This is a genomic window from Arthrobacter sp. MPF02 (assembly GCF_046605375.1).
In the GTDB taxonomy this organism is placed as follows: Bacteria; Actinomycetota; Actinomycetes; order Actinomycetales; family Micrococcaceae; genus Arthrobacter.
Genome location: NZ_CP176772.1, coordinates 402,528 through 427,860 on the forward strand (window position 1 = coordinate 402,528; position 25,333 = coordinate 427,860).

Annotated in this window: 24 protein-coding genes; 17 read left to right on the top strand and 7 right to left on the bottom strand. The window is 67.0% G+C overall.

The genetic code is table 11. The annotated features are described in order from the left end of the window. Positions 1 to 80: 80 nt before the first annotated feature. From ACLH0K_RS01905 to ACLH0K_RS01950, 10 genes are all read left to right on the top strand, one after another. The gene (locus ACLH0K_RS01905) at positions 81 to 1,583 is read left to right on the top strand and encodes an amino acid permease (RefSeq protein WP_411375190.1); all 1,503 of its coding nucleotides are present in this window, start codon (positions 81 to 83) and stop codon (positions 1,581 to 1,583) included. 61 nt (positions 1,584 to 1,644) lie between these two features. Further along, positions 1,645 to 2,520: an urea amidolyase associated protein UAAP1 gene (locus ACLH0K_RS01910; protein ID WP_411375191.1), complete on the top strand. Its 876-nt coding sequence runs from the start codon at positions 1,645 to 1,647 to the stop codon at positions 2,518 to 2,520. Then, positions 2,517 to 3,194 carry an urea amidolyase associated protein UAAP2 gene (locus ACLH0K_RS01915; protein ID WP_411375192.1) on the top strand — a complete coding sequence of 226 codons (678 nt, stop codon included), beginning with the start codon at positions 2,517 to 2,519 and terminating at the stop codon, positions 3,192 to 3,194. The genes ACLH0K_RS01910 and ACLH0K_RS01915 overlap by 4 nt, the downstream gene beginning before the upstream one ends. Positions 3,195 to 3,205: 11 nt before the next feature. Beyond that, the gene (gene uca / locus ACLH0K_RS01920) at positions 3,206 to 6,925 is read left to right on the top strand and encodes an urea carboxylase (protein WP_411376535.1); all 3,720 of its coding nucleotides are present in this window, start codon (positions 3,206 to 3,208) and stop codon (positions 6,923 to 6,925) included. After that, positions 6,922 to 8,766, top strand: a complete 1,845-nt coding sequence (atzF, locus tag ACLH0K_RS01925) for an allophanate hydrolase (protein WP_411375193.1) — start codon at positions 6,922 to 6,924, stop codon at positions 8,764 to 8,766. Before uca ends, atzF begins: the two co-directional genes overlap by 4 nt. Before the next feature lie 95 nt (positions 8,767 to 8,861). Continuing rightward, positions 8,862 to 10,400, top strand: a complete 1,539-nt coding sequence (gene lysS, locus ACLH0K_RS01930; RefSeq protein ID WP_411375194.1) for a lysine--tRNA ligase — start codon at positions 8,862 to 8,864, stop codon at positions 10,398 to 10,400. Between the two features lie 2 nt (positions 10,401 to 10,402). Beyond that, positions 10,403 to 10,609: a hypothetical protein gene (locus ACLH0K_RS01935; RefSeq protein WP_411375195.1), complete on the top strand. Its 207-nt coding sequence runs from the start codon at positions 10,403 to 10,405 to the stop codon at positions 10,607 to 10,609. A 137-nt stretch (positions 10,610 to 10,746) separates the two neighbouring features. Beyond that, complete coding sequence (locus ACLH0K_RS01940) at positions 10,747 to 11,085, top strand: histone-like nucleoid-structuring protein Lsr2 (RefSeq protein ID WP_138138237.1); 339 nt, start codon at positions 10,747 to 10,749, stop codon at positions 11,083 to 11,085. 326 nt (positions 11,086 to 11,411) lie between these two features. After that, on the top strand, positions 11,412 to 13,904 hold the full coding sequence (locus tag ACLH0K_RS01945; RefSeq protein ID WP_411375196.1) for an ATP-dependent Clp protease ATP-binding subunit: 2,493 nt from the start codon (positions 11,412 to 11,414) through the stop codon (positions 13,902 to 13,904). A 162-nt stretch (positions 13,905 to 14,066) separates the two neighbouring features. Continuing rightward, entirely contained in the window at positions 14,067 to 14,201 is a 135-nt protein-coding gene (locus tag ACLH0K_RS01950) for a hypothetical protein (protein ID WP_411375197.1), read from the top strand. Positions 14,202 to 14,307: 106 nt separating this feature from the next. Here ACLH0K_RS01950 and ACLH0K_RS01955 read toward each other — a convergent pair whose 3' ends face one another. Beyond that, entirely contained in the window at positions 14,308 to 15,741 is a 1,434-nt protein-coding gene (locus ACLH0K_RS01955) for an amino acid permease (protein ID WP_411375198.1), read from the bottom strand. A gap of 213 nt (positions 15,742 to 15,954) precedes the next feature. Next, positions 15,955 to 16,494: an amino-acid N-acetyltransferase gene (locus ACLH0K_RS01960; protein WP_411375199.1), complete on the bottom strand. Its 540-nt coding sequence runs from the start codon at positions 16,492 to 16,494 to the stop codon at positions 15,955 to 15,957. A gap of 153 nt (positions 16,495 to 16,647) precedes the next feature. Here ACLH0K_RS01960 and ACLH0K_RS01965 point away from each other — a divergent pair, with 153 nt between their 5' ends. From ACLH0K_RS01965 to ACLH0K_RS01990, 6 genes are all read left to right on the top strand, one after another. Further along, on the top strand, positions 16,648 to 17,148 hold the full coding sequence (locus tag ACLH0K_RS01965) for an FAD-binding oxidoreductase (RefSeq protein WP_411375200.1): 501 nt from the start codon (positions 16,648 to 16,650) through the stop codon (positions 17,146 to 17,148). Continuing rightward, the gene (locus ACLH0K_RS01970; protein ID WP_411375201.1) at positions 17,058 to 18,056 is read left to right on the top strand and encodes an FAD-binding oxidoreductase; all 999 of its coding nucleotides are present in this window, start codon (positions 17,058 to 17,060) and stop codon (positions 18,054 to 18,056) included. The genes ACLH0K_RS01965 and ACLH0K_RS01970 overlap by 91 nt, the downstream gene beginning before the upstream one ends. Positions 18,057 to 18,271: 215 nt before the next feature. Next, a complete protein-coding gene (dhaK, locus tag ACLH0K_RS01975) occupies positions 18,272 to 19,273 on the top strand; it encodes a dihydroxyacetone kinase subunit DhaK (protein ID WP_411375202.1) in 1,002 nt (333 codons plus the stop codon). Between the two features lie 2 nt (positions 19,274 to 19,275). Next, the gene (gene dhaL, locus ACLH0K_RS01980) at positions 19,276 to 19,908 is read left to right on the top strand and encodes a dihydroxyacetone kinase subunit DhaL (protein ID WP_411376536.1); all 633 of its coding nucleotides are present in this window, start codon (positions 19,276 to 19,278) and stop codon (positions 19,906 to 19,908) included. Beyond that, positions 19,905 to 20,600 (top strand): dihydroxyacetone kinase phosphoryl donor subunit DhaM, encoded by a 696-nt coding sequence (gene dhaM / locus ACLH0K_RS01985; RefSeq protein ID WP_411375203.1) that lies wholly within the window; start codon positions 19,905 to 19,907, stop codon positions 20,598 to 20,600. Before dhaL ends, dhaM begins: the two co-directional genes overlap by 4 nt. Positions 20,601 to 20,667: 67 nt before the next feature. Further along, positions 20,668 to 20,838 (top strand): hypothetical protein, encoded by a 171-nt coding sequence (locus ACLH0K_RS01990; RefSeq protein ID WP_411375204.1) that lies wholly within the window; start codon positions 20,668 to 20,670, stop codon positions 20,836 to 20,838. 9 nt (positions 20,839 to 20,847) lie between these two features. Here the strand turns inward: ACLH0K_RS01990 and ACLH0K_RS01995 are convergent, their stop codons facing one another. Continuing rightward, positions 20,848 to 21,330, bottom strand: a complete 483-nt coding sequence (locus ACLH0K_RS01995; protein ID WP_411375205.1) for a hypothetical protein — start codon at positions 21,328 to 21,330, stop codon at positions 20,848 to 20,850. A 107-nt stretch (positions 21,331 to 21,437) separates the two neighbouring features. Further along, positions 21,438 to 22,274, bottom strand: a complete 837-nt coding sequence (locus ACLH0K_RS02000; protein WP_411375206.1) for an A/G-specific adenine glycosylase — start codon at positions 22,272 to 22,274, stop codon at positions 21,438 to 21,440. 262 nt (positions 22,275 to 22,536) lie between these two features. Between ACLH0K_RS02000 and ACLH0K_RS02005 the strand changes: the two genes are divergently transcribed. Continuing rightward, the gene (locus tag ACLH0K_RS02005) at positions 22,537 to 23,229 is read left to right on the top strand and encodes a hypothetical protein (protein ID WP_411375207.1); all 693 of its coding nucleotides are present in this window, start codon (positions 22,537 to 22,539) and stop codon (positions 23,227 to 23,229) included. A 30-nt stretch (positions 23,230 to 23,259) separates the two neighbouring features. Here the strand turns inward: ACLH0K_RS02005 and disA are convergent, their stop codons facing one another. The 3 genes from disA to ACLH0K_RS02020 form a co-directional block, all read right to left on the bottom strand. Next, positions 23,260 to 24,336: a DNA integrity scanning diadenylate cyclase DisA gene (gene disA, locus ACLH0K_RS02010; protein ID WP_411375208.1), complete on the bottom strand. Its 1,077-nt coding sequence runs from the start codon at positions 24,334 to 24,336 to the stop codon at positions 23,260 to 23,262. Positions 24,337 to 24,556: 220 nt separating this feature from the next. Then, the gene (locus ACLH0K_RS02015) at positions 24,557 to 25,054 is read right to left on the bottom strand and encodes a 2'-5' RNA ligase family protein (RefSeq protein WP_411375209.1); all 498 of its coding nucleotides are present in this window, start codon (positions 25,052 to 25,054) and stop codon (positions 24,557 to 24,559) included. Between the two features lie 38 nt (positions 25,055 to 25,092). Continuing rightward, the gene (locus ACLH0K_RS02020; protein ID WP_411375210.1) at positions 25,093 to 25,299 is read right to left on the bottom strand and encodes a hypothetical protein; all 207 of its coding nucleotides are present in this window, start codon (positions 25,297 to 25,299) and stop codon (positions 25,093 to 25,095) included. Positions 25,300 to 25,333: the final 34 nt, after the last annotated feature.

A 25,333-nucleotide genomic window follows, 5' to 3' on the forward strand; every position in this document is an offset into this window, starting at 1 on the left:
CGGTAACCAGCAGCCTTCGGCCGAGCGCTGCACTGCCGGGAGGCTCTACATCCCCTGCCGTTCCAGCCCCGGAGATTCCGATGACTTCAACCGTTCTCCCCACCGTCCACCAGGACGATGCAGACCTGACGTCCCTTGGTTACCAGCCCACCCTGCACCGCAAGCTTGGCCGCTACGCTTCCTTTGCCGCCGGCTTCTCTTTCGTGTCCATCCTCACCACCATCTTCCAGCTCTTCGCCTTCGGCTACTCCTTCGCCGGCCCGGCCTTCTTCTGGACCTGGCCCATCGTCCTGGTGGGCCAGCTCCTCGTTGCGCTGAACTTCGCGGAACTCGCGGCCCGCTACCCGTTGTCCGGTGCCGTGTACCAGTGGGCGCGGCGCGTCGGCGGTGAAGGTGTTGGCTGGTTCGCAGGCTGGTTCATGGCCATTGCGCAGGTGGTGACCGCCGCGGCTGCCGCCATCGCCCTCCAGGTAGTGCTGCCGCAGCTGTGGGACGGCTTCCAGGTGGTGGGCGGCGACCCGGCTCTTAACACGGTCACCGGGGCAGCCAACGCCGTCATCCTGGGCGCCGTGCTCCTGGTGGCCACCACCGTCATCAACTCGCTCGGCGTCAAACTCATGGCGCATGTGAACTCCGTCGGCGTCACCTGCGAAATTGTCGGCGTCGCGGCCGTGATCCTCGCCCTGATCACCGCCGCCCAGCGCGGCCCGGACGTGGTGGCGGACACCACCGTGCTGCAGGGTTCCGACCTCGGCGCAGTGGGTGCCTTCCTGGTCTCCGGGCTGATGGCCGCCTACGTCATGGTGGGCTTCAACTCCGCCGGCGAGTTGTCGGAAGAGACCAAGGACCCCCGCCGAACGGCGCCGCGCACCATCCTCTCCGCCCTTATCATCTCCGGCATCGGCGGCGCGCTGATGATCATCACCGCCCTCATGGCCGCACCCAGCCTCGACGACGGCCGCCTCGCCGCCGAAGGCCTGCCCTACGTCCTCACCGCGGTGCTGGGCACCTTCTGGGGCAAGGTCCTGCTGGTGGACGTGGCCATCGCCATCTTCGTCTGCACCCTGGCGATCCAGACCGCCGGTTCCCGCCTGGTCTTCTCCATGGCCCGCGACGGCAAACTCCCCGCTTCGGCGCTGCTCGCATCCGTCCACCCCACCCGCGGCACTCCGATGTGGCCGTCGATCGTGATCGGCGCGCTGGCTGTGGGCGTCCTCGCCATCAACGTGGGCAACGCCGCCCTGTTCACCACCCTCACCAGCGTCTGCATCGTAATGGTCTACCTGGCCTACCTCCTGGTCACCGTGCCGCAGCTGGTCAACCGCCTCCGCGGCGACTGGAACCGGGTGGGCGAAACCATGCCCGCCGGGCTGTTCTCCCTGGGCCGCTGGGGGCTGCCCGTCAACGTCCTCGCCGTGCTCTACGGAGCCCTCATGGTGGTCAACCTCGCCTGGCCGCGGCCAGAGGTGTACGACCCCTCCGGTGAGAACGGCATCCTCCTATACTCCGCGCCGCTGATGGTGACGGCGGTCCTCCTCCTGGGCCTGTGGGTCCGCCGCCGCAACCTCGCTGCCGGCGCCTGAAACCTCACCTGAAACCTCCGCCCAACTTCAAGACATCCACCCAAAGAAGCACAGGATTGACATGACCCAGACCATCGAAACCCCGGCAACCGGAACGGCCACCACAGCAGGTGCCCGCGCCCACGCAAGGGAACAGCACGGCAAAACCGCCGAGACAATGCGCTTCGTCCCGGCAGCTTCGGCGCCTGCCCGCCTCCTGGCGGCAGTGCCCGACGGCGCGTCCCCCACCTGGGCGGAGTCCCTCGCCTTTGGCCGCTACACCGCGCTGCCCCTGTCACGCGGTACCCGGGTCCGGCTGACCGACACCGCCGGCGACGCCTGCGTGCACACCCTCCTGTACCGGACCGGGGCACTGCATGAGCGCTACAACGCTGCGGACACGGTCAAGGTCCCGTGGCAGGCCTACCCAGGCGCCGGGCACCCGCTGCTCTCCGACGCCGGCCGGCTGATGGCCACCATCGTCGCCGACACATCCGGCCATCACGATGCCCTCACCGGTGCCACCACACTCGAAGGCAACACCGCCCGCTACGGTGCCGGCACAGCCCACAGCGTTTCCCCGGCAGCCCGCGAACTGCTCACCCTCGGGGCACTCAAGACCGGCCTTGCAGCCAAGGACGTGGCGCCGTCGTTGTCCTTCTTCAAAGGCATCCACGTGGACCCCGCCGGCACCATCACCTTCACCGGCAGCGCCGGCCCGGGCGCCGCCGTCGAACTCCTGCTGCACATGGATGCGGTCCTGGTGCTCGCCAACACCGCCCACCCGCTGGACCCGCGGCCCGCCTTCACCGGAACCGCCGTGGACATCCTCGCCTGGCACGCGCCGGAGGACCTGGCCGCACTGGAGGCGGGCCGCCTCACCGGTCCACTGACCCCCGAGCACCTGCAGGCACTCCGCAACACCGACCACGACCTCACCGCAAGGAACGCACGATGAACACCGCCATTGACACCAAGACCATCCCGGACGCCGGCGAAACCGCGCTGGTCCCCGGCACCGTGGTGCTCGACGAATTCGTGGAAGCCCGCGGACCGTGGTCCGCCGTGGTAGCAGCCGGCGACGTGCTCACCATCGTGGACCTGGAAGGCAACCAGGCCGTGGACTGCCTGCTGTACGCGGCAGGGGACACCTCCGTCCGCTATTCGGCACCGGTGACCATCGCATCCCAGCAGTCGATCGTCCTGACCACGGGCTCAGTCCTCCGCGCCGACACCGCTGTGCCGCTGATGACCGTGGTGGCGGACGAGGTGGGCGTGCACGACACCATCGGCGGCGCCTGCTCGCAGGAGTCCAACACCCTCCGCTACGGCCAGCACACCCGCGAACAGCACGCCTGCGTGGAAAACTTCCTGATCGAGGGCTCCCGCTGGGGCCTGGGCAAGCGGGACCTGGTGTCCAACATCAACTGGTTCATGAACGTCCCGGTTGACCCGGACGGGGCCCTGGGCATCGTTGACGGCCTGTCCGCTCCCGGCAAGCGCGTGGCACTGCGCGCCGAGGTGGACACCCTGGTGCTCGTCTCCAACTGCCCGCAGATCAACAACCCCTGCAACGGCTTCAACCCCACCCCTGTCCGCATGATCGTCACCCGGCCGGAGGCAGCACTGTGACCAGCAAGAACCTGACCACCTTTGACACCCTCCTGGTCGCCAACCGCGGCGAAATCGCGTGCCGCATCATTGCGTCGGCAAAGAAGCTCGGACTGCGGACCGTCGCTGTCTTTTCCGAAGCCGACCGGGGTGCGAAGCATGTCCGGCTGGCCGACGAAGCCGTGCTCCTGGGGCCGGCGCCGGCCAAGGAGTCCTACCTCCGGGTGGATGCGCTGCTGGCCGCGGCCAAGTCCTCCGGGGCGGGCGCAATCCACCCCGGCTACGGCTTCCTGTCCGAAGACGCAGCCTTCGCCGAGGCAGTGGAGGCTGCGGGACTGGTGTTCGTTGGGCCCACTGCCGAGCAGCTGCGGATCTTCGGCACCAAGCACACAGCACGCGACGCCGCCCGGGCGGCCGGGGTGCCCATGATTGCCGGTTCCGGGCTGCTTGAGGACGTGGACGCCGCCGTCGCGGCCAGCAGGACCATCGGCTTCCCGCTGATGCTCAAGGCCACCGGCGGTGGCGGCGGCATCGGCATGACCGTCTGCCGCACCGAGGCCGAGCTGGTGGAGAGCTTTCCTCGTGTCGCCCGGCTCGCCGGCGCCAGCTTCGGCACTGCCGGCGTCTTTGCCGAACGGTACGTCGAGAACGCCCGGCACATCGAGGTCCAGGTGTTCGGCGACGGCGATGGCCGGGTTGTCAGCCTCGGCGACCGCGACTGCTCCCTCCAGCGCCGCCACCAGAAAGTCCTCGAGGAAGCGCCGGCACCGGACCTGCCGGCTGATCTGAGGGAAGAACTGCACCGCACCTCCCGCGCCCTGTGCGCCTCCCTTAACTACCGTTCCGCCGGCACCGTGGAATTCGTCTACGACTCCGCCCGCCAGGAGGCCTCCTTCCTGGAAGTCAACGCCCGCCTGCAGGTGGAGCACCCCGTCACCGAGGCCGTCACCGGCGTTGACCTGGTGGAGTGGATGCTCCGCCTGGCGCAGGGCGGGGAGGAAGCCGACAGCGTCCTGGCCGGACTCCCGGACGGCCTGCCCGTGTCCGGCAGCGCCATTGAAGCCCGCGTCTACGCCGAGGACCCGGCCCGCGGGTTCCAGCCCAGCGCCGGTACCGTCACCAACGCCGCGTTCCCCGGCACCGAAGGTGTCCGGGTGGACGCCTGGGTGGAAACAGGCACCGAGGTGTCCACCAATTACGATCCGCTCCTGGGCAAGGTCATCACCTCCGCTGCAACCCGGGACGAGGCCTTTGACAAGCTGGCCGCCGCGCTCGCCGGCACCAGGATCGACGGCATCGAAACCAACCTGGGGATGCTCCGGGCTGTCACCGGCATGGACGTTGTCCGCAGCGTAAAGCACTCCACCAGCACCCTTGACGCCGTGGGCGATCCCGAGCCGCGGATCACCGTCAACCGCCCCGGCCTGCAGACCAGCGTGCAGGACTGGCCGGGCCGGACCGGGTTGTGGCAGATCGGAGTCCCGCCGAGCGGCCCGATGGACGACCTCTCCTTCCGGCTGGGCAACACCGCGCTCGGCAACGCCGAAGGCGCCCCCGGCCTGGAATTCACCATGACCGGCCCCAGCCTGACCTTCACCCACGCCACCACAGTCTGCGTCACCGGTGCGGAAGTGACAGTCACGGTTGAGGGTACCGAGGTGCCCGCATGGACACCCGTCACGGTCCCCGCGGGAGGAACGCTCGACGCAGGCACAGCCACCGGCCACGGCCTGCGCGGCTACATCCTCTTCCAGGGTGGCCTGGACATTCCGGACTACCTCGGGAGTGCCTCCACCTTCACCCTCGGCCAGTTCGGCGGCCACGCGGGCCGTGTCCTGCGGGCCGGTGACGTACTGCGCACGGTGAAGTCCGCCGTCGGGGAAGCACCCTCCGCCGCCGTGCCGCTCGACAGCCGCCCCGCCCTCACCTCCACCTGGGAACTGGCCGTAACGGAAGGCCCGCACGGCGCCCCTGAATTCTTCCAGCGCGAAGACATCGAGGAGTTGTACACCGCCGAATACGAGGTGCACTTCAACTCCGCCCGCACCGGCGTCAGGCTGACAGGCCCCAAGCCGCGCTGGGCCCGCACCGACGGCGGCGAGGCCGGCCTCCACCCGTCCAACATCCACGACACCGCCTACTCGGTGGGCGCCCTCGACTTCACCGGCGACACCCCCATCCTGCTCGGCCCGGACGGGCCCAGCCTGGGCGGGTTCGTCTGCCCGGTGACCGTGGTGACGGCGGACCGCTGGAAGCTCGGCCAGCTCCGGCCGGGGGACAAGGTCCGGTTCGTGCCCGTCAAAGCCGGCCGCGCGCCGTCGGCGAAGGACCTGGGACCGGGCCGCCAGCTGGTGCTGCCCGGTGACGCCGGCTGGTCCGCAGACCCGTCCGTGGTAACGCATGCATCCAGCCGCCCCTTCCGCGGGGATGGCGACGACGGCGTGCTGGGCCGGGTGCCGGAAGGTTCCGGCAGGCCTGCGGTTACCTACCGCCGCTCCGGTGACGACAACCTGCTCGTCGAGTACGGCGAGATGGTGCTGGACCTCGGCCTGCGCGCCCGGGTGCACGCCCTCCACCAGCACCTCGAAGAGCTCCGCGTGCCCGGCATCGTGGACCTGACCCCCGGCATCCGGTCCCTCCAGATCAAGGTGGACCCGTCGGTGCTGTCCACTACCCGCCTGCTGGACCTCGTCCAGGAGATCGAAGCTGCGCTGCCGGCAAGCTCCGAGCTGGTGGTCCCCAGCCGCACCGTCCGGCTGCCGCTGTCCTGGGACGACCCCGCAACCCGCGAAGCGATCGAGCGCTATATGGCCGGCGTCCGTGACGATGCCCCCTGGTGCCCCTGGAACATCGAGTTTATCCGCCGCATCAACGGCCTGGACTCCGTGAACGACGTCTTTGATACCGTCTTCAGCGCCGAGTACCTGGTCCTGGGCCTGGGCGACGTGTACCTGGGCGCCCCCGTGGCCACTCCGCTGGACCCGCGGCACCGGCTGGTCACCACCAAGTACAACCCGGCCCGCACGTGGACGCCGGAGAACGCTGTGGGCATCGGCGGCGCGTACATGTGCATTTACGGCATGGAAGGCCCCGGCGGCTACCAGTTCGTGGGCCGCACCACCCAGGTCTGGTCACGCTACGCGGACGCGGCCCCGTTCGAGCCCGGCTCGCCCTGGCTGCTGCGGTTCTTCGACCGGATCTCCTGGTACCCCGTGAGCCCCGAGGAGCTCCTGGACCTCCGGGCGGACATGGCTGCCGGACGGGGCCGCGGCGTCGATATCGAAGAGGGCACCTTCTCCCTGGCCGAGCACGAACTGTTCCTTGAGGAGAACCGGGAGTCCATCGCGGCGTTCCGGGACAAGCAGGGCGCAGCCTTTGCCGTGGAGCGTCAGGCCTGGGCCGACGCCGGCGAGTTCGACCGCGCGGAAGCGCTCGCCGCCGTCGCTGTCCCCGCCGCGGACGAAGTTGTGGTTCCGGACGGCGGATCCCTCGTTTCCGCGCCGTTCGCCGCAAGCGTCTGGAAAGTCGACGTCGCCGAAGGGGACCGCGTGGCCAAGGGCCAGCCCCTGGTGTCCCTCGAGGCGATGAAGATGGAAACGGTCCTCGAAGCGCCATGCGACGGCGTGGTGCTCCGCGTCCTGCCCGGCGCCGGTTCCCAGGTGGTGGCGGGCGAGGCGGTGGTGGTCATCGGCGCCCCCGACCTCGAATCCGCTGACGTGGAAGCCCTGGAACTGGAAGAGGCAGCAGTATGAGCACCACAACCGGCACAGCCTCCCGCCGTGTCACCGCAGCGCTTGCCGCCATAGAAGTGGCGGACCGGCCGGAAATTTGGATCGCCCTGCGGGGGGAGGACGAGCTCCTGGCGGAGGCCGCCCGAATCGACGCGGCGGTGGCCGGCGGTGCCCGCCTGCCCCTTGCCGGGCTCCTGCTGGCGGTCAAGAACAACGTTGACGTCGCGGGCATCCCTACGACGGCGGCGTGCCCGGGCTTCGCGTACACGCCGGAGCAGGACGCGGCAGCGGTAGCGCGCCTCCGTGCCGCCGGAGCGCTGGTCCTGGGTGCCACCAACCTGGACCAGTTCGCTACCGGGCTGGTGGGAACCCGCAGCCCGTATGGAGCTGTCCGTGACTCCCGCCGCCCGGAGTTCATCTCCGGCGGCTCCAGCTCCGGCTCGGCCGTGGCAGTGGCCCTGGGCCTGGTGGACATCGCCATTGGAACCGACACCGCAGGTTCGGGGCGCGTCCCGGCCGGGCTGCAGGGAATTGTCGGCATCAAGCCCACACTGGATGTCGTGTCAACGGCCGGAGTGGTTCCCGCCTGCCGGTCGTGGGATGCCGTCACCATCTTCGCCCGGCACCTGTCCACAGCGCAGCTTGCCATGGGGGTCATGGCCGGCGGCTCCCGTGCCTGGCCGGCGGACACCCGCCTTGCTGCACCGGAAAAGCCGCGGGTTGCATACCCCGCCGCACTGCCGGCGCTCCCGGGCGCCTGGGCTGAGGAATTCGTCCGCCAGGTCACGCGGCTGCAGGAGGCGGGGGTGGACGCCCTGCCGATCGAGTTCGATGACTTCCTTGAAGCGGCCCGGCTGCTGTATGACGGTGCGCTGGTGGCGGAACGCTTTGCGGCCGTGGGCGGTTTCATCGAAAAGGCCGACGGCGGGACGGAAAGCCATGCGGGCATCGATCCCACGGTGGGAGGCATTATCCGGGCCGCCGGGAAGCTGCCGGCGCACCGGTACGTCGCAGATACAGCCAGGCTCGAGGATCTGAAGCAGCGGGCTCTGGCCCGGCTGGACGGCTTCGACGCCCTCCTGGTTCCGACGGCACCCATCCACCCGACGCTCGAACAAGTGGCGGCAGATCCGGTGGGTGTGAACTCCCGGATGGGCACCTACACCAACTTCTGCAACCTCTTCGATCTGTGCGCGGTGGCCGTGCCGGCAGGCGAAGTGGAGGGCGCGCAGTTTGGCCTGACAGTGGTGGCCCGGACCTTCGAGGACGCCGTCGCGGCGGACATCGCCAGGAGGATCGAAAATACGCCTGCCGCGCCGGAACTCTTCGCTGCCGGCGCAGCGGGCGAGCCAAAAGCTGAAGCCGGCCAGGCGCCGTCGGACGTTCCCTGGCCGGTGGCGGCAGGAGCCGCGGTGGTGCCGCTGGTGGTGGTTGGCGCGCACCGGAAGGGCCAGCCGCTGGCGCACCAGCTGGAGGAGTTGGGCGCCCGGTGGGACGGGCATGTCCGCACCGCCCCGCGCTACCGGATGGTCTCGCTGGACACGGTGCCGCCCAAGCCCGGTGTGTACCGGTCCGACGACGGCGCGGAACTGACGGGGGAGCGGTGGCTGCTGTCCCCGGCCGGGCTGGGGCAGTTCCTGGCCGCCCTTCCGGAGCCGATGCTGCTTGGGTCCGTGCAGCTCGCCGACGGCACATCCGCCGTCGGATTCGCCTGCGACGCCGTGGCCGCTGCCCAAGGGGAGGACATCACGGCCTGGGGTGACTGGCTGGCGGACCGGACTGCAGCGCCCAAGGGCCGCAGCGTCTGGCAGGACCTCGGCGACGCCGCCCTGGCCGGCTTCAGCCGCGGCGGACACCCCTAACCCCATGAGTTTTTGTCCAGATATGCAGGCTTCCGGGCACTCCAAGTCTGCATATCTGGACAAAAACTTTGGGGTGCCAAGTCCCGGTAAACTTGATGACTGTGACTTCCCAAAACACCCCTGCGCCCAAGAACGCCCCCGAGCCCCTCGACGCCAGCGAGCAGATGCGGATCCGCATGGAGAAGCGCGCCAAACTGATCGAGCGCGGCATCGAGGCGTACCCGGTAGGTGTGGAGCGGACGCACTCTTTGTCCGAAATCCGGGAAAAGTATGCGCACCTTGAAGCCGACGACACCACGGGCGACGTCGTAGGCGTCACCGGCCGTGTGGTGTTCATCCGCAACACCGGCAAGCTCTGCTTCGCAACCCTCCAGGAGGGCGGCACCGACGGCAAGGGGACCCGGCTGCAGGCCATGCTGAGCCTGGCCAACATCGGTGAGGAAGCACTCGCCGACTGGAAGGCCCTGGTGGACCTGGGCGACCACGTGTTCATTAAGGGCGAGGTCATCTCCTCCCGCCGCGGCGAGCTGTCCATCATGGCCGACTCCTGGGCCATGGCCTCCAAGGCACTGCGCCCGCTGCCGGTGCTGCATGCCGAACTGAACGAGGAAACCCGCGTCCGCCAGCGCTACGTGGACCTGATGGTCCGCGACGAAGCCCGCGAGATGGTGTACACGCGCGCAGCCATCACCCGTTCCATCCGCGAAACGCTCTTCCGCCACAACTACGTGGAGGTGGAGACGCCCATCCTGCAGCTGGTCCACGGCGGCGCGCTGGCACGCCCGTTCGAAACGCACATGAACGCGTTCGACCAGAAAATGACCCTGCGTATCGCCACGGAGCTGTACCTCAAGCGGGCAGTGGTGGGCGGCATCGACCGCGTCTACGACATGGGCCGCGTGTTCCGCAACGAAGGCGTGGACTCCACCCACAGCCCGGAATTCACCACGCTTGAGTGCTACGAGGCCTGGGCTGACCAGTTCGTCATGGCTGAGCGGATCAAGGAAATCATCCTGGACGCCGCCGACGCCGTGGGTGCCGGGCGCACCATCCAGACCGAGGCCGGGGAGATCAACCTCGACGGCGAATGGGCCTGGCTGGCCTTGTATCCGGGACTTTCCGACGCCGTTGGCCAGGAGATCACGCCGGACACCCCGCTCGAGGTGCTTCGCGGGATCGCCGAAAAGCATGAGGTCAAGATGGACCCCAAGTGGGACGCCGAGAAGCTGGTGGTAGAGCTGTTCGGCGAGATCGTGGAGCCCACGCTGCTGAACCCCACGTTCGTGTACAACTACCCGCCGTCGGCCCAGCCGCTGGCCCGCCCGCACCGCGAGGACGGCCGCCTCATCGAGGCCTGGGACCTGATCATCGGCGGCATGGAGCGGGGTACCGCGTTTTCCGAGCTGATCGACCCCGTCATCCAGCGCGAACGCCTCACCGAGCAGTCCATGCATGCCGCTGCCGGCGATGTTGAAGCCATGCAGCTGGACGAGGACTTCCTGCGTGCGCTGGAGTACGGCGCTCCGCCCATGGGCGGCATCGGCCTGGGCATCGACCGCCTGGTCATGCTCTTCACCGGCGCCGGAATCCGGGAAACCATCCTGTTCCCGCTGCTGAAGCCTGAAGGGCACTAGGCATGGAGTACGTAGCAGTCCTCCTGCCCTCCCTGGTGGTAGGCCTCCTTTTCTGGTTCGCCATGAAGGCGATCTTCAACGCGGACAAGTCCGAACGGCAGGCAGAGGCCCGCGCCCAGGCGGAAGCCGACGCGCGGGCGGCGCGAACCGGAAATCCGCGGGCCTCAGAATCAGGCTCCGTCGATCGCCAAGACCCCGAATCCAAATAGCAAAATCCCCTAATCTGCTGCGGTTATCCCCAAGGAACCATTTGGCGCTTTGACGCGTTGCCATAAAAAGAGTCATACTTTTTAGGGAAACATCCTGCTTTTCTGAAAAACCACCTTTTCCAAGAGGAAGTTCTTAAATGGCACAGAAAGTAAACATCATCCTCGTTGATGATCTGGATGGGGGATCCGCAGACGAGAATGTTAAGTTTGGCCTCGACGGGGTCAACTATGAGATCGATCTTTCGGCAGCCAACGCCTCCGAACTTCGGTCGTCACTCGAGCGGTTTATATCAGCTGCGCGAAAGGCTTCGGGGGGCGGCCGCAGTACTGCCCGCGCCGCAAAGGCTCCTTCCGGGGGCCGCAGCAACGATTCGGCACAGATCCGGCAATGGGCGCGGGATAACGGTTACACCGTTAACAGCCGCGGCCGAATTCAGGCCGAAATCCAGGAAGCCTACCAAAAGGCAAATTCCTAGGCCAACCTGTGGATCAGATTTAAGCCCTGCTTCCCTTCGCCGGGAAGCAGGGTTTTTGTTACGTGCGCAAAAAGCGAAAGGCGCCGGCCGCCGTCGTAATTTATCCACTCGCCGTAGGTGGGCGCGTAAGCGGCTAAACGTCAACCGCCGAATGTATTCGCGACGTTGCGCAAGCCCCGGACTGAAACCGGCCGGCGCCAGACCAATGATCGGAGGCGGTCCGCGGGTATTCCCGGGGCTGCAGGTTTCCCCTGTGGCGAACACGCTCCACAAGTCCGGGCCCGCCACGTAGCATCAAAGTACGTCGTAGCTAGGAGTGTGGCGAAATGTTTGAGCGATTTACGGACCGTGCCCGTCGCGTAGTTGTGCTTGCCCAAGAAGAGGCACGCATGCTGAACCACAATTACATTGGTACCGAACACATCCTCTTGGGTTTGATCCACGAGGGTGAGGGCGTTGCCGCCAAAGCTCTTGAGTCCTTGAGCATTTCGCTCGACGGCGTTCGCGAGCAGGTGCAGGAGATCATCGGCCAGGGCCAGCAGGCGCCCTCCGGCCACATCCCCTTCACGCCCCGGGCCAAGAAGGTGCTGGAACTCTCGCTGCGCGAGGCCCTCCAGCTCGGCCACAACTACATCGGCACGGAGCACATCCTGCTCGGCCTGATCCGTGAGGGTGAGGGTGTCGCCGCGCAGGTGCTGGTCAAGCTCGGCGCAGACCTCAACCGGGTCCGCCAGCAGGTTATCCAGCTGCTCTCCGGCTACCAGGGCAAGGAAACCACCGGCGCCGGCGTCGGAACGGGCCAGCCCGAGGGTGCCCCTGCCGGTTCCGTCGTACTGGACCAGTTCGGCCGCAACCTGACCCAGGCTGCCCGCGAGAACAAGCTGGATCCGGTCATCGGCCGCGAGCAGGAGATGGAACGCGTTATGCAGGTCCTCTCCCGCCGCACCAAGAACAACCCCGTCCTCATCGGCGAGCCCGGCGTCGGCAAGACGGCCGTCGTCGAAGGCCTGGCCCAGGCGATCGTCCGCGGGGACGTCCCCGAGACCATCAAGGACAAGCAGCTCTACACCCTGGACCTCGGTTCCCTGGTGGCAGGCTCCCGCTACCGCGGTGACTTCGAAGAGCGCCTGAAAAAGGTCCTCAAGGAGATCCGCACGCGCGGCGACATTATCCTCTTCATCGACGAGATCCACACCCTCGTGGGTGCGGGTGCCGCCGAAGGCGCCATCGACGCCGCGTCCATCCTCAAGCCCATGCTGGCCCGCGGCGAGCTGCAGACCATCGGCGCCACCACGCTGGACGAGTACCGCAAGCACATCGAGAAGGACGCAGCGCTGGAGCGCCGCTTCCAGCCGATCCAGGTCAAGGAACCCTCCGTGGCGCACGCCATCGAGATCCTCAAGGGCCTGCGCGACCGTTACGAGGCGCACCACCGCGTGACCATCACCGACGGCGCCCTGGCCTCCGCTGCCAGCCTCGCCGAGCGCTACATCTCGGACCGCTTCCTCCCGGACAAGGCGATCGACCTGATCGACGAGGCCGGCGCACGGTTGCGCATCCGCCGCATGACCGCTCCGCCGGAGCTCAAGGCCATGGACGAGCGCATCGCCAAGCTGAAGATGGAGAAGGAATCCGCCATCGACGCCCAGGACTTCGAAGGTGCCGCTGCGCTCCGCGACAAGGAGCAGAAGATGATCTCCGAGCGGTCGGAGAAGGAGCGCCACTGGAAGTCCGGCGGCATGGACGACATCTCCGAGGTGGATGAGGACCTCATCGCCGAGGTGCTGGCCAACTCCACCGGCATCCCCGTGTTCAAGCTGACCGAGGAAGAGTCCTCGCGCCTGCTGAAGATGGAAGAGGAACTGCACAAGCGCGTGGTCGGCCAGGACGAGGCCATCAAGGCACTGTCCCAGGCGATCCGCCGCACCCGTGCAGGGCTCAAGGACCCCAAGCGCCCCGGCGGCTCGTTCATCTTCGCCGGCCCCACCGGCGTCGGCAAGACCGAGCTGGCGAAGGCCCTCGCGGAGTTCCTGTTCGGTGAAGAGGACGCCCTCATCACGTTGGACATGTCCGAGTACTCGGAGAAGCACACCGTTTCGCGGCTCTTCGGTGCCCCTCCGGGCTACGTTGGCTACGAGGAAGGCGGCCAGCTGACCGAGAAGGTCCGCCGCCGTCCGTTCTCCGTGGTGCTGTTCGACGAAGTTGAAAAGGCCCACGCGGACCTCTTCAACTCGCTGCTGCAGATCCTGGAGGACGGCCGGCTGACCGACTCCCAGGGCCGCGTGGTGGACTTCAAGAACACCGTGATCATCATGACCACCAACCTGGGTACCCGGGACATTTCCAAGAGCGTTGCCACCGGATTCCAGTCCGGCACCGACACGCAGACCGGCTACAACCGCATGCGTGCCCGTGTGACGGAGGAGCTCAAGCAGCACTTCCGCCCCGAGTTCCTGAACCGTGTGGATGACGTTGTGGTGTTCCCGCAGCTCACCCAGGACGAGATCATCGAGATCGTGGACCTGTTCGTCACCCGCCTGGAGAAGCGCCTCAAGGACAAGGACATGGGCATCGAGCTCACGCCCGCCGCCAAGGTCCTGCTGGCACAGCGCGGCTACGATCCCGCCATGGGTGCCCGGCCGCTGCGCCGCACCATCCAGCGCGAGATCGAGGACCAGCTCTCCGAGAAGATCCTCTTCGGCGACATCCACTCCGGCGACATCGTCGTTGTGGACGTGGAAGGCGAAGGCGACGACGCGAAGTTCACCTTCGCCGGCAACGCCAAGCCCCGCATCCCGGAAATCGCACCGAGCGTCTAAGCGCACTTTATGAAAGCCCCGCCAGCTCCCGTAGCCGGCGGGGCTTTCGCCTGCGCCCGGCCACACGGCGGTGCTTCTCACGCAGCGGGCCGGGCGGAGTCGTGAACAACAAAGGCACGGAGTCACGCCCGACGTCGGTTTCAGGCTCGGGAGGCGGAGACGATGGTAAGCCCTGATGGCCGGACCATTTACACGAGCTTCACCAAGCCGTTGGCCAAGGCGGACAGCCGGTCCATCCTGGTATCCGTGGATGTGCCTCCGGCAGCACAAAAGTCCTCCTGGACCAGCCGGGCATGAGCTGCTTCCCCGGCCCCGACGGCCGTACGCTGGCGGCTTTGACGCACGCCACGTAAGTGTCCCAGTCTTCTTCACCTTGTGCCGGGGGACAAAGCCCCTGATCGGCCTAGGCGTCTTGCTGGCCGGGACGTTGGCGGGCGTATTTTAGGTGGAAGTAGAGGTAGCAGGCTGCTACGAAGGGGATGCCGAAGTATAGGGCCGTGGCTTGGGTGGGATCGAAGCCTATGCCTACCAGGGAGATGACGCAGAGCAGGAACGCGGCGATGGGCAGCAGGGGAAACAACGGCGCCTTGTAGGCCAGGTCCTCATTGCGGCCACCGTTTCTTAGGAAAGCGCGGCGGTGGAAGAAGTGGGATGCCGTGATGGACATCCAGACGCCCACTGTGGCGAAGCCAGCGATGGATACCAGTACCAGGTACACCGTGGTGGGAGCAACAATACTGCTGACCAGCGACGCCAGCCCGCCGATCATGCTTACGCACAAAGCAGCCATGGGAATTCCGCGCTTTGTCAGTTTGCCCAGTGCTTTTGGTGCATGCCCCTCGTCAGCAAGCGAAAAAAGCATGCGGGCGCAGGAGAACAAACCACAGTTGCCGGCGGACAGCAGCGCGGTGATGATGACGAAATTCATGATGTCCGCCGCATAGGGAATTCCCAGCTGGGAGAAAACGGTGACGAAGGGGCTTTCCTGCAGGGAGGCGTCACCGTACGGGACGGTGCCGGCAATTACGGCGATGGCGCCCACAAAGAAAATCAGGAGGCGGATAACAGTGGTGCGCATGGCCTTGGGAATATTGACGGCCGGATTTGAGGTTTCCCCTGCCGCCACACCAATAAGCTCCGATCCGGAAAAGGCGTAAAAGACGGCTAGCGTGGTGATCAGGACTCCGGTAATGCCGTTGGGAAACAGGCCCTCCGACGTCATCAGGTTCTCGCCGAGGGCCGGAAAGTCCTCCTTGGCAAGGGGATGGAAACCCAACAGCGCCGCCCCGCCCAAAACGATAAGTCCGACGACGGCGCTCACTTTGATCAGCGCAAACCAAAACTCCGACTCACCAAAGACCCGCGAAGAAATGGCGTTCAGGGTGAACAGGATCGCCGCAAAAAGCAGGCACCAAATCCACACATCCACCTCCGGGAACCAGCGCTGCATGAGGAGCCCGGCAGCCGTGAATTCCGAGCCGAGGGCAACAGCCCAGCACAGCCAGTAAAGCCAGGCGGTGGCAAACCCGGTAGCGGGACCGATAGACCTGGCAGCGTAGATATGGAAGGCTCCGGACACCGGGTAGGCCACGGCAAGCTCGCCCAGGCAGGCCATCACCATGTAAACCACTGCAGCCCCGATGAGATAGGCGATGATCGCGCCCAGCGGGCCGGCCTGGGCGATGGTGTAGCCCGAGCTGAGGAAAAGCCCGGAACCGATGACACCTCCCATCGCGATCATCACGAGGTGGCGGGCCTCCATGGAGCGCCGCAAACTCCGTTTCCCGTGTTGTTGTTCCTGCGTATCGGTGGTCAGCGTGGGGGAGCCTAATGCCATGTTTCCTCCGGGGTAGGATCTCATTCCTCCGTCGACGGTGACGGGGTAACAGCGGCAACACTGCTGGTCAGCGGACTGCAACTGCAAACTGGTCCGCCGCTCACAAGGAAAGTCTGGGCAGTCGCCAGCCGTTTGTGGCGCTGAGCGTAAGCAGCGCTTCAACTTACCCTGTTTATGAAGGACTTCCGGCTGCCGGCGGGGCCGGCTGCCACATCACCCTGCCTGGGACGGCTGGGTCGGCGCCTGGAGGAACCGGATCATGCGGGTGTTGCCAAGGGTGTTTGGCTTGACCCGGGCCAGATCAAGGAACTCCGCGACGCCTTCGTCGTGTGAGCGCAGGAGCTCCGAGTACACCATGGGATCCACTGCCGACTGGTCCGCCATGACCTCGAAGCCGTGGCGCTTGAAGAAGTCCACCTCAAAGGTCAGGCAGAAGACCCGCGCGACTCCCAGGGCCTGCGCTTCTTCCAGAAGGTTCTCCACCAGCACGTGGCCCACGCCTTTGCCGCGCCATTCTTCGGAAGCAGCCAAAGTGCGGACCTCGGCCAGGTCTTCCCACATGACGTGCAGCGCCCCGCAGCCGATGACCTCGCCGTCGGCAGACTCCGCGATTCGGAACTCCTGCAGGCTCTCGTAGTAAGCCACCGTCTCCTTTGCCATGAGGATCCGCTGCTCAGCCAGCGGCGCCACCAGTTTCTTAATAGCGGAAACATCGCTGGTGCGGGCAGGCCGGACATGGAAGGAGTCAGTCACAGGCCCATCCTAGTTCTCGCCCCGCCGGGCCACGGACACGGCGACGGGAGGATCACGGATAATGCAGGATTTTTGGGGTCTTCCTATCCATCCATTCGATGGATAAAGTGAGCGAGGCTTGCTGGGGAGCAACCCAACTACTGAAAGCCGGACATGCACATCCTCCCTGACCATACGGCAAAAACCGAACTGCAGCTCCTTGTCCGCGGACTGGTTTACGCCCCCGGTGACGCTTCCTATGAATCCGAAGCCGCAGCCTTCAACCTCGCCACCCGGCATACGCCGGACCTTGTCCTGACTGCCTTTGACGCCGACGACGTCGTGGCCGCCGTCAGGTGGGCTTCCGCCCGCAACATGTCGATCCCCATCCAGTCCACCGGCCGTGGCGCGGCCAACGCCGTCTCGGATGGCCTCCTCATCAGCACCCGCTACATGCTGGAGTTGTCCATCGACCCGGACGAGCGAACCGCCAGGGTAGGGGCCGGCGTCCGGTGGCGGGACGTGCTCCGCGCTGCGGCGCCCAACGGGTTGACCGGCTGCACGGCTCCACCTCCGACGTCGGCGTGGTCGGCTACACCCTCGGCGGCGGGCTGCCCCTCCTGGGCCGCAAGTACGGCTTTGCATCGGACCATGTCATCGCCTTTGACCTGGTGACGCCGGACGGTGAACTCCGGCGGGTCGACGCCGTCAGCGAACCCCGGCTGTTCTCGCTCCTCCGCGGCGGCAAGGGCAATTACGGGGTGGTCACAGCGATGGAATTCGCCCTGTTCCCGGCCGCCGAACTCTATGCCGGTGGGCTCTTCTACGAAGGAGCGCACGCCAGGGAGGTCCTGGCCGGTTTCCGCAGCTGGACGCAGGATTTGCCTTCCGAGGCGTCGGCCTCGCTGGCCTTCCTTAGGTTGCCGGACCTCGAAGACGTGCCAGCGTTCCTGCGCAACAAATTTGTGATGCACCTGCGGTTCGCCTGGCAGGGATCCGCAGAGGAGGGAACTGCACTGCTTGCGCCGATGCGGGCGGCGGCCCCGGTGCTCGTGGATGCCGTGGGTCCCCTTCCCTATGAGCGGATTGACGAGATCCATGCGGATCCCCAGCATCCGGTGCCCGTGCGGGAGGGCGGGATGCTCCTGAAGGGATTCGGCCCCGGACTTGAGGAAGCCCTGCTGCAGCTTGCCGGACCGGAGAGCCAGGCTCCCCTGCTGCTGACCGAGATCCGCCTGATGGGAGGCGCGCTTTCCGCTCCGCCCAATGCTGCCGGGCCTGACTGCGTCGGCGGCCGTGACGCCGGCCTGTCGTTCTTCGCGGTGGGCGTGATGGTTCCACCCATTGACCATCTGGTGGCGGCTGCCATCGAAGCTGCCCGCTCAGCGCTGGTGCCCTACGCCACCGGCGGCAGCCTTGTGAATCTGCATGGCCACCTCGCATCGCCCGAACTTGCCGCTGGCGCCTGGCCCGAGGCTCTTCGGCAGGCAATGGGCGAAGCCAAGACCGAACTGGATCCCAAGAACCTGTTCCGCCACGGCCACGCTGTCCTTCCGTCCACTCCAGGAGCGGCGGCGGCATAAGCTCCCAATCCGGCGGTTTCCCGGGCGGGTATTGGTCTTACTCGAATTGCTGGATAAACTAGCGGAGGCCGGGTATGGGGGCCCGGCAAAGGGACAGTCATTGGGGGCTGTCCCTTTGCTGTATCCGGCTCCCACCAGCGGAAACCTACCGGATCGGCCTGCCCCGGTAGTAGGGTCGGAAGGACATCCTTCAGGAGCAAGCCAGGAGCACTGCCATGAAGAAACTCATCAATGATCCCCGGTCCGTCGTTGCGGAATGCGTCCAGGGCTTCGGCCTGGCACACGCAAACCTCGTGGCCCTCAGCGAAGATCCCATCTACATCACGCGCAAGGACGCGCCGGTCAGCGGAAAGGTGGGGCTGGTGTCCGGCGGGGGCAGCGGCCATGAACCCCTGCATGCGGGCTTCGTCGGGAAGGGAATGCTCGACGCCGCCGTGCCGGGGGCCGTCTTCACCTCACCTACGCCGGACCAGATACTTCCCGCAACCCTCGCGGTCAACTCGGGCGCCGGCGTCGTGCATATCGTCAAGAACTACACCGGCGACGTCCTCAACTTCGAGACCGCGGCGGAGCTCGCAGAAGCGGAAGGCGTGAGTGTCCGGACCGTCCTGGTCAACGACGACGTCGCGGTTGAGGACTCCCTGTACACCGCAGGCCGCCGCGGCGTGGGCGGAACGGTGCTCGTGGAAAAAATTGCTGGCGCCGCCGCCGAACGCGGCGACGGCCTTGACGCCGTGGCGGCCATCGCAGAGCGGGTCAACGCCGGCGTCCGCACCATGGGGGTGGCGCTTTCCGCCTGCACCGTCCCGCATGCAGGCTCGCCAAGCTTCGACCTCGGCGAGGATGAGATCGAGATCGGAATCGGCATCCACGGCGAGCCGGGCCGGCACCGCATTCCACTCGAAAACGCGGACGGCATCACGGATCGGCTGCTGGAACCGGTCCTCGCCGACCTGAAAGTCACCGCCGGTGACAAGGTGCTGCTCTTCGTCAACGGGATGGGCGGCACGCCGCTGAGCGAGCTCTATATCGTGTACCGCCGCGCTGCACAGGTACTGGCCAACCAGGGAGCAACGGTGGAACGCTCGTTGGTGGGCAACTACATCACGTCCCTGGAGATGCAGGGCTGCTCCATCTCGGTCCTCCGGCTCGATGACGAGCTGGCGGAACTGTGGGATGCGCCGGTCCACACGGCGGCCCTCCGGTGGGGCGTGTAGCCGTGGCGCTGGACGTCAACTGGGCGGTGAAGTGGCTGACCCTGTCCGCGCAGGCCATGGCCGAGCACCGGACGGAACTTATTGACCTGGACCGTGCTATCGGGGATTCGGACCACGGCGAGAACATGGACCGCGGCTTTCAGGCCGTGCTGGACAAGCTGGCTGAAACGCCGCCGGAGACGCCGGGTGCTGCGTTGAAGCTGACGGCCATGACCCTGATGTCGAAAGTGGGCGGTGCGGCGGGGCCACTGTACGGTACCGCCTTCCTGCGTGCGGCCACCTCACTCGGTGATGCCACGGAAATCGATCCGTCTGCCCTGGTGGCCGCGCTCGCCGCTGCGAGGGACGGCATTGTTGCCAGGGGCAAGGCCGAACCCGGGGACAAGACCATGGTGGACGCTTGGATGCCGGCGGTGGAAGCAGCCAGGACCGCCGCAGAGGCCGGGGGCAGTGACGTCCTCAGCGTCCTGGTTGCCGCTGCCGAAGCCGCGGAAGCCGGGGCTGTGGCCACCGATCCGCTGGTGGCCCGGAAAGGCCGGGCAAGTTACCTGGGGGAACGGAGTGCCGGACACCGCGACCCGGGGGCGGCCTCCAGTGCGCTGATCCTTCGGGCGGCGGTAGGGGCGGCTGCGTGACAGTCAGCATCGTGGTGGTCTCCCATAGCGAAAAGATTGCCGACGGCGCCGCGGAGCTTGCCGCCCAGATGGCACCTGATGTCGTGATCTTGGCAGCCGGCGGCACCACCGACGGCAGGATCGGCACCAGCCTGGAGAAGGTGCTTGCCGCCCTGGACCAGGCCTCCGGCGCCGACGGAACAGTGGTCCTCACCGACCTCGGCTCTGCAGTGATGACAGCCGAATCCGCCCTTGAGTTCGCAGGGGATGCCGCCGGCGTGCTGCTGGCCGACGCGCCCCTGGTGGAGGGGGTGGTGGCGGCAGCCGTCGCCGCCCAGGGCGGAGCCGACGTGCAGGCGGTAAAGCAGGCCGCTGAATCCGCCCGGGGCTCCGCCCCGCAGCCCGCGCCGCCCCCGCAGGGGGATGCCACGGAAGGCCCCGGCGCCGTTGAAGGCCCGGAGTTCACCGGGGACTTCGAAATCATCAATGAGGCAGGCATGCATGCCCGCCCGGCCGCCAAGATCGCCGGCGGACTGTCCTCCCTTGACGCCGAAGTCTTCGTCAATGGTGTGGACGGCACGTCCATGACGGCGCTGATGACGCTGGCCGCCGGCAAGGGAGCCGTGCTCCATGTGGAAGCGCGCGGGGTGGACGCCGAGCGTGCGGTGAATTTTGTGGGCGGGCTGGTGCAGGCCGGCTTCGGTGAGCCGTAGGCCCTAATCCGGGGCGTGCGGTGTGTTCGTGGCTGCTTTGTCCGCCCCTGGGAATAAGCTCGATCCCATGGAATGGCAGGACCCCGAGGACAACTCCCAAATTGAAGTGCTGGACGGGCAGATGTCGGTGGAGGAACTCCTTGCTGACCTGGGCTTCGAGTGGCGGCCGGGACCTTCCCCTTCCGGTGCCGGGGACGCACCGGCCGCGGACATCTTCGGCCAGCCGGCACTGTTCTGAGCCGGCCGCTCAGACCCGTTCGCGCAGGCCTGAGCTCTCGAGCGTCACGGCGGCGCTGAGGAACTTTCCGCATTGCACCCCGAACGGGTGATCGGCCCTGGGCCGGAATTCCAGCGTGTGCACGGGCAGCGGGGCCCCGTCCACTGTGTTGCCGGAGGACGTCACTGTTATGGCCGCTTCCGTCAGGCTGTCCAGCATCAGCATTCCCACTTTGGTGCCGTTGGGGGAGGCGGTGGCGGAGCACGCTCCGTCGGGCGTGCAGCCCTGGTCAATGGAGTCGCTTCCCGGATGCAGCTCGACGTCGTCCTCCTTGCACGCTCCGTCCTGGCAGGCTTTCAGCCGCAGGGTGCCCACCTGCGGTGCGTAGTCCGCCGGAACCGTTACGGAGACTGCGGTGGCCGGGGCTATGGCCGGGCAGGCAACGGCCGCCGGTCCGCACCCCGCAAGTCCCGCCGTCGTCATCAATGCCAGGAACAGCTCCCGCGTGCGCATACTTCAGCGTACGACTGCCCAGGCAGCACCGTGCCTGCGACGGAAAAGTGACAGCGGCATTGTTATGGCGCCTGCGCCACTGACGGTCAAAAGGAGATCCCGCAGGTTCAGGCTGGAAGCCGGTAGCCGCCGTCGTGCATTTCAGCCAGGCCGTCTGCCAGCAACCCGGCGAGGGCGCGCTCCAGCTGCTCCGGCGGCGGATTCAGCCGGTGCAAGGCGGCCAGCGGGACACCGATTCCTACCGGGGCGAAGCCGAGGTCTGCCGGCTCGTGGTGGAACAGGTCGGCCGGCACGGGAGCCTCGGCCAGCCGCAGCACTGCCACCACGGCGCCGCGGACCTGCCGGTCGGTGCCGTGCCAGGCCTGTCCCTTGGGAACGTACGACGGCGGCGGCCCGCCTGCCGCGAGCCAGGCGCAGGAATCCCTCACGGGGCACGCCGGGCATTTGGGTGCCCGGGCAGTGCACACCAGCGCGCCCAGTTCCATGACCCCGGCGTTCCAGCGTACGGAGGCGGCACGGTCCGCCGGCAGCAGCGAGGCTGCCAGGCGCATCTCAGCGGCGGTCAGGGCGGGAGCAGGCAGTGCGTTCCCGGAAACCAGCCGCGCGTGGACCCGCCGGATGTTGGTGTCCACCACCGTTTCCCGGCGGCCGTAGGCGAAGGCTGCCACAGCCGCCGCCGTGTAGCTTCCAACTCCCGGCAGTGCCAGCAGCTCGGGGTAGGTGTCCGGCACCTTGCCGCCGTGCTTCCTGCTGATGGCGACGGCGGCGGCGTGCAGGCGCAGCGCCCGGCGGGGGTATCCCAGCCGGCCCCAGGAGCGCACGGCTTCCCCTGCGGGTTCACCCGCCAGTCCGGCCGGCGTTGGCCAACGCTTGAGCCATTCGTGCCAGACGGGCAGCACCCGGACAACAGGTGTCTGCTGCAGCATGATCTCGCTGACCAGCACGCCCCACGCCGGGCAATCAGCTTCGCGCCAGGGCAGGTCACGGGCCGTTTCGGCGAACCAGTCATTGATTTTGGCGTGCAGCTGCTGCAGTTCTGTGGCATCCGGCGGGATACCGGGCGAAGCTGGAAGGGGAGTCTTGGTGTCGATCCCAACACTGTAATGGATGGTTTTCCCGAGCCGGAAAACGGGATGTGACCAGCGCCTTGCCGGTCAGGCGGCGTGGTGGCAGTGAAGAATCCGTACCGTTCCCTAGCCTAGAAGAATGGGCAGGGAAGGTACTTCATCAGCACGCGGCAAGGCATCGGCATCCGGCTCCAGCAGCGTCCGGAAGCCCAGCCCTGCCGTCTACCGGCGGCGCCGCCTGGCTGTTGGTGGAGCACTGTTGCTGGTCGTTGCCCTGGTGGTGGGCGGGTTTGCGGTGGCTGGCGCTTTCGGCGGCGGTTCGGAGCAAACCTCGTCCACGGGCGCGACCAGCAGCGCCAGCGCCTCCCCGGCTCCAAGCGAGTCGGCTTCCCCCTCAGCGACGGCCACCGCCACGCCAACGCCCACTCCTTCCGCCACACCCACCTGCAACCAGAACCTGGTGACGGTCTCGGCCTCGACCGACAAGGCCGCCTACGGACCCGAGGAGAAGCCCCTGCTGACCTTGAAGGTCACCAATGGCGGGACTGCCCCTTGCCAGGTCAACATCGGTACGTCGCAGATGGAGTTCCTGGTTACGAGCGGCCCGGACCGTGTTTTCTCGTCCCGGGACTGCCAGACGTCCGGTGAGGACCTGGTGAAAGTCATCCCTCCCGGCGGCAGTGAAACCGCCAACTTTCCCTGGCAGCGGAACCGGACGGTGGAGGGCTGTTCGGTGGTGGATGCCAAACCCGGAGGGGGCGGGGCCTACTACATTTTCACGGCCAGGCTCGGTTCCAAGGCCAGCCCAAAGGCAGTCTTCCAGCTGAGCTGAGAATTCCGGGCGCGCGGACGGACGGCGCGGCTACAGGAAGCGGTCCAGCAGGCTCGCTTCCGCCATCCGGCTCAGGCCCTCGCGGACGGTCCTGGCCCGCTGGTCGCCGATGCCGTCAACAGTCATGAGGTCGTCGATGGTGGCGGCCATCAGGAACTGCAGTCCGCCGAAGTGGTCCACCAACCGGTCCGCCACTGCCTTGGGAACGGCCTTCAGCCCGGACAGGAGACGGTAGCCGCGGGGCTGGACGACGGCGTCGAGGTTGGCTTCGCCGCCGGCAAACCCCACGATCCCGGAAATCTTGCCGAGGTCGATCAGCTCGGTGGGGCCCAGGTTGTTGAGGGCGCTCACGGCCTGCTCGATGTCCTCCGGAGAGGCAGCGGGGCTGGCGTAATCGCGGATAATGACGTCGCTGCCCGGCCCCCGGCCCACCGTCAGTTCGTCGAGCTGCAGGGACAGCAGGCGGCCGTCTTCGCCCAGTTCCAGGACGTACTGCGAGATTTCCTCCGAGATTCGCCGGACCATCTCCTGCCGCTGCAGGGTGACAGCCACGTCCCGGACTGTCACCATCGCCTCGATTTCGAGGGCGGACAGCGAGCTGGTGACCTGGTCAAGGCGTGAGCGGTAGCGTTCGAGCGTGGCGAGGGCCTGGTTTGCGCGTGCCAGGACTTTTTCCGAGCCTTCCAGCACATGCCGCAGTCCGTTCACGTACAGGGCGATGATCTGCATGGACTGGCTGACTGAGATGACCGGAACGCCGGTCTGGATTGCAACGCGTTCGGCGGTGCGGTGCCGGGTGCCTGACTCCTGCGTCTCGATGCTGGGATCCGGCACAAGCTGGACGGCGGCCCGGAGGATGTTGCCGGCGTCCCTGTCGCAGATGATGGCACCGTCCATCTTGGCCAGCTCGCGAAGCCGCGTGGGGGAGAAGTCGATGCCGATATCGAAGCCGCCGGAGCAGATGGAGTCCACGGTGCGGTCCGAGCCCAGGACGATCAGGGCGCCGGTCCGCCCGCGGAGGATGCGTTCCAGGCCGTCGCGGAGGGGTGTTCCGGGTGCCACCCTGCCCAGAGTCGCCCGCAGTTGTTCCTCGGGGCTCCGCGCCATAGGTTTTTCCCTTCAAAGCTGCGGAACAGTGCCCGCAAGAATGCCGGCATTCACGGTTGGCCGGCAGGATCAAAAAGTACTCATTTTCCCGTAAGCACAATGATAGGGGCAAGGAACACCAAGTTCCGCACGGGCAAGCCCCAAAGTACCCCGCTCGAAGGTGCCGGAAAGTGCTGCGGAACCGTCCTCGGGGCCCGGTGCCAAGCAGGTATTTCCGCCGTCAGTGCAACGGCGTGATGGTCCGTGTGGTGCTGTCCCAGAGCCGGGCTCCGCTGCACTGGCCTTGCAGGCGCAGGTCCAGTACGTCCATGGCGGGTCCCAGCAGCGCTGCCGGAACACGCCGGGCGAGGGTGACATGGGGAGTCCAGGCGCCGGGCCTGGTCAGCGGCAGGGCTTCCGGGATGCCGGAGTGGAGGCGGGTGTGAAGCTGGAGGAGCGGGCCTGTGACCACCACCGACCGGGCGAGGACAAACTTGCCCGGTCCCGCCGGAAACAGCTGCGCGCCGGAGAACTCCACGTCAAGGGGCAGCAAACGCCACAGGCCGTCCAGGTCCGCAGGCAGCCGGAGCCCGGGCCCTGCCGCGAGGGTGATGTGCGGGCTGTTGCTGGGGGCCGTGTGCCCTGCCAGGCTGGGGACGCCGGCGGCTGCAAGCCGTGACCAGTCGGCGCGGATGGTGGAATCGGTGGGGGCGTCGAAGACCAGTTCGATGCTGCGCATGGACACATCATGCCGTTACCCCGGCCGAAGGAGCGAACCTAGCGTGCACGCTCCCGGAGCATGCGCTCCAGGTCCCTGCTTACCTGCGCGAGCGATGCTGCGCGCAAAGCCTTCAGCTCGGCTGCCGTCTGGGTCCCGTTGCTGGAGGTACCGGAAGCCGGGACGCCGGAGGTGCGATCCTGCTTCAATGCGGGCTCCAGGCCGGGGGACAGGGGGTCGAAAAACAGTTTGCCGGACTTCGTCATGAGCCCACGGTAGCGGCGGCCCGTTTCGCGGTTT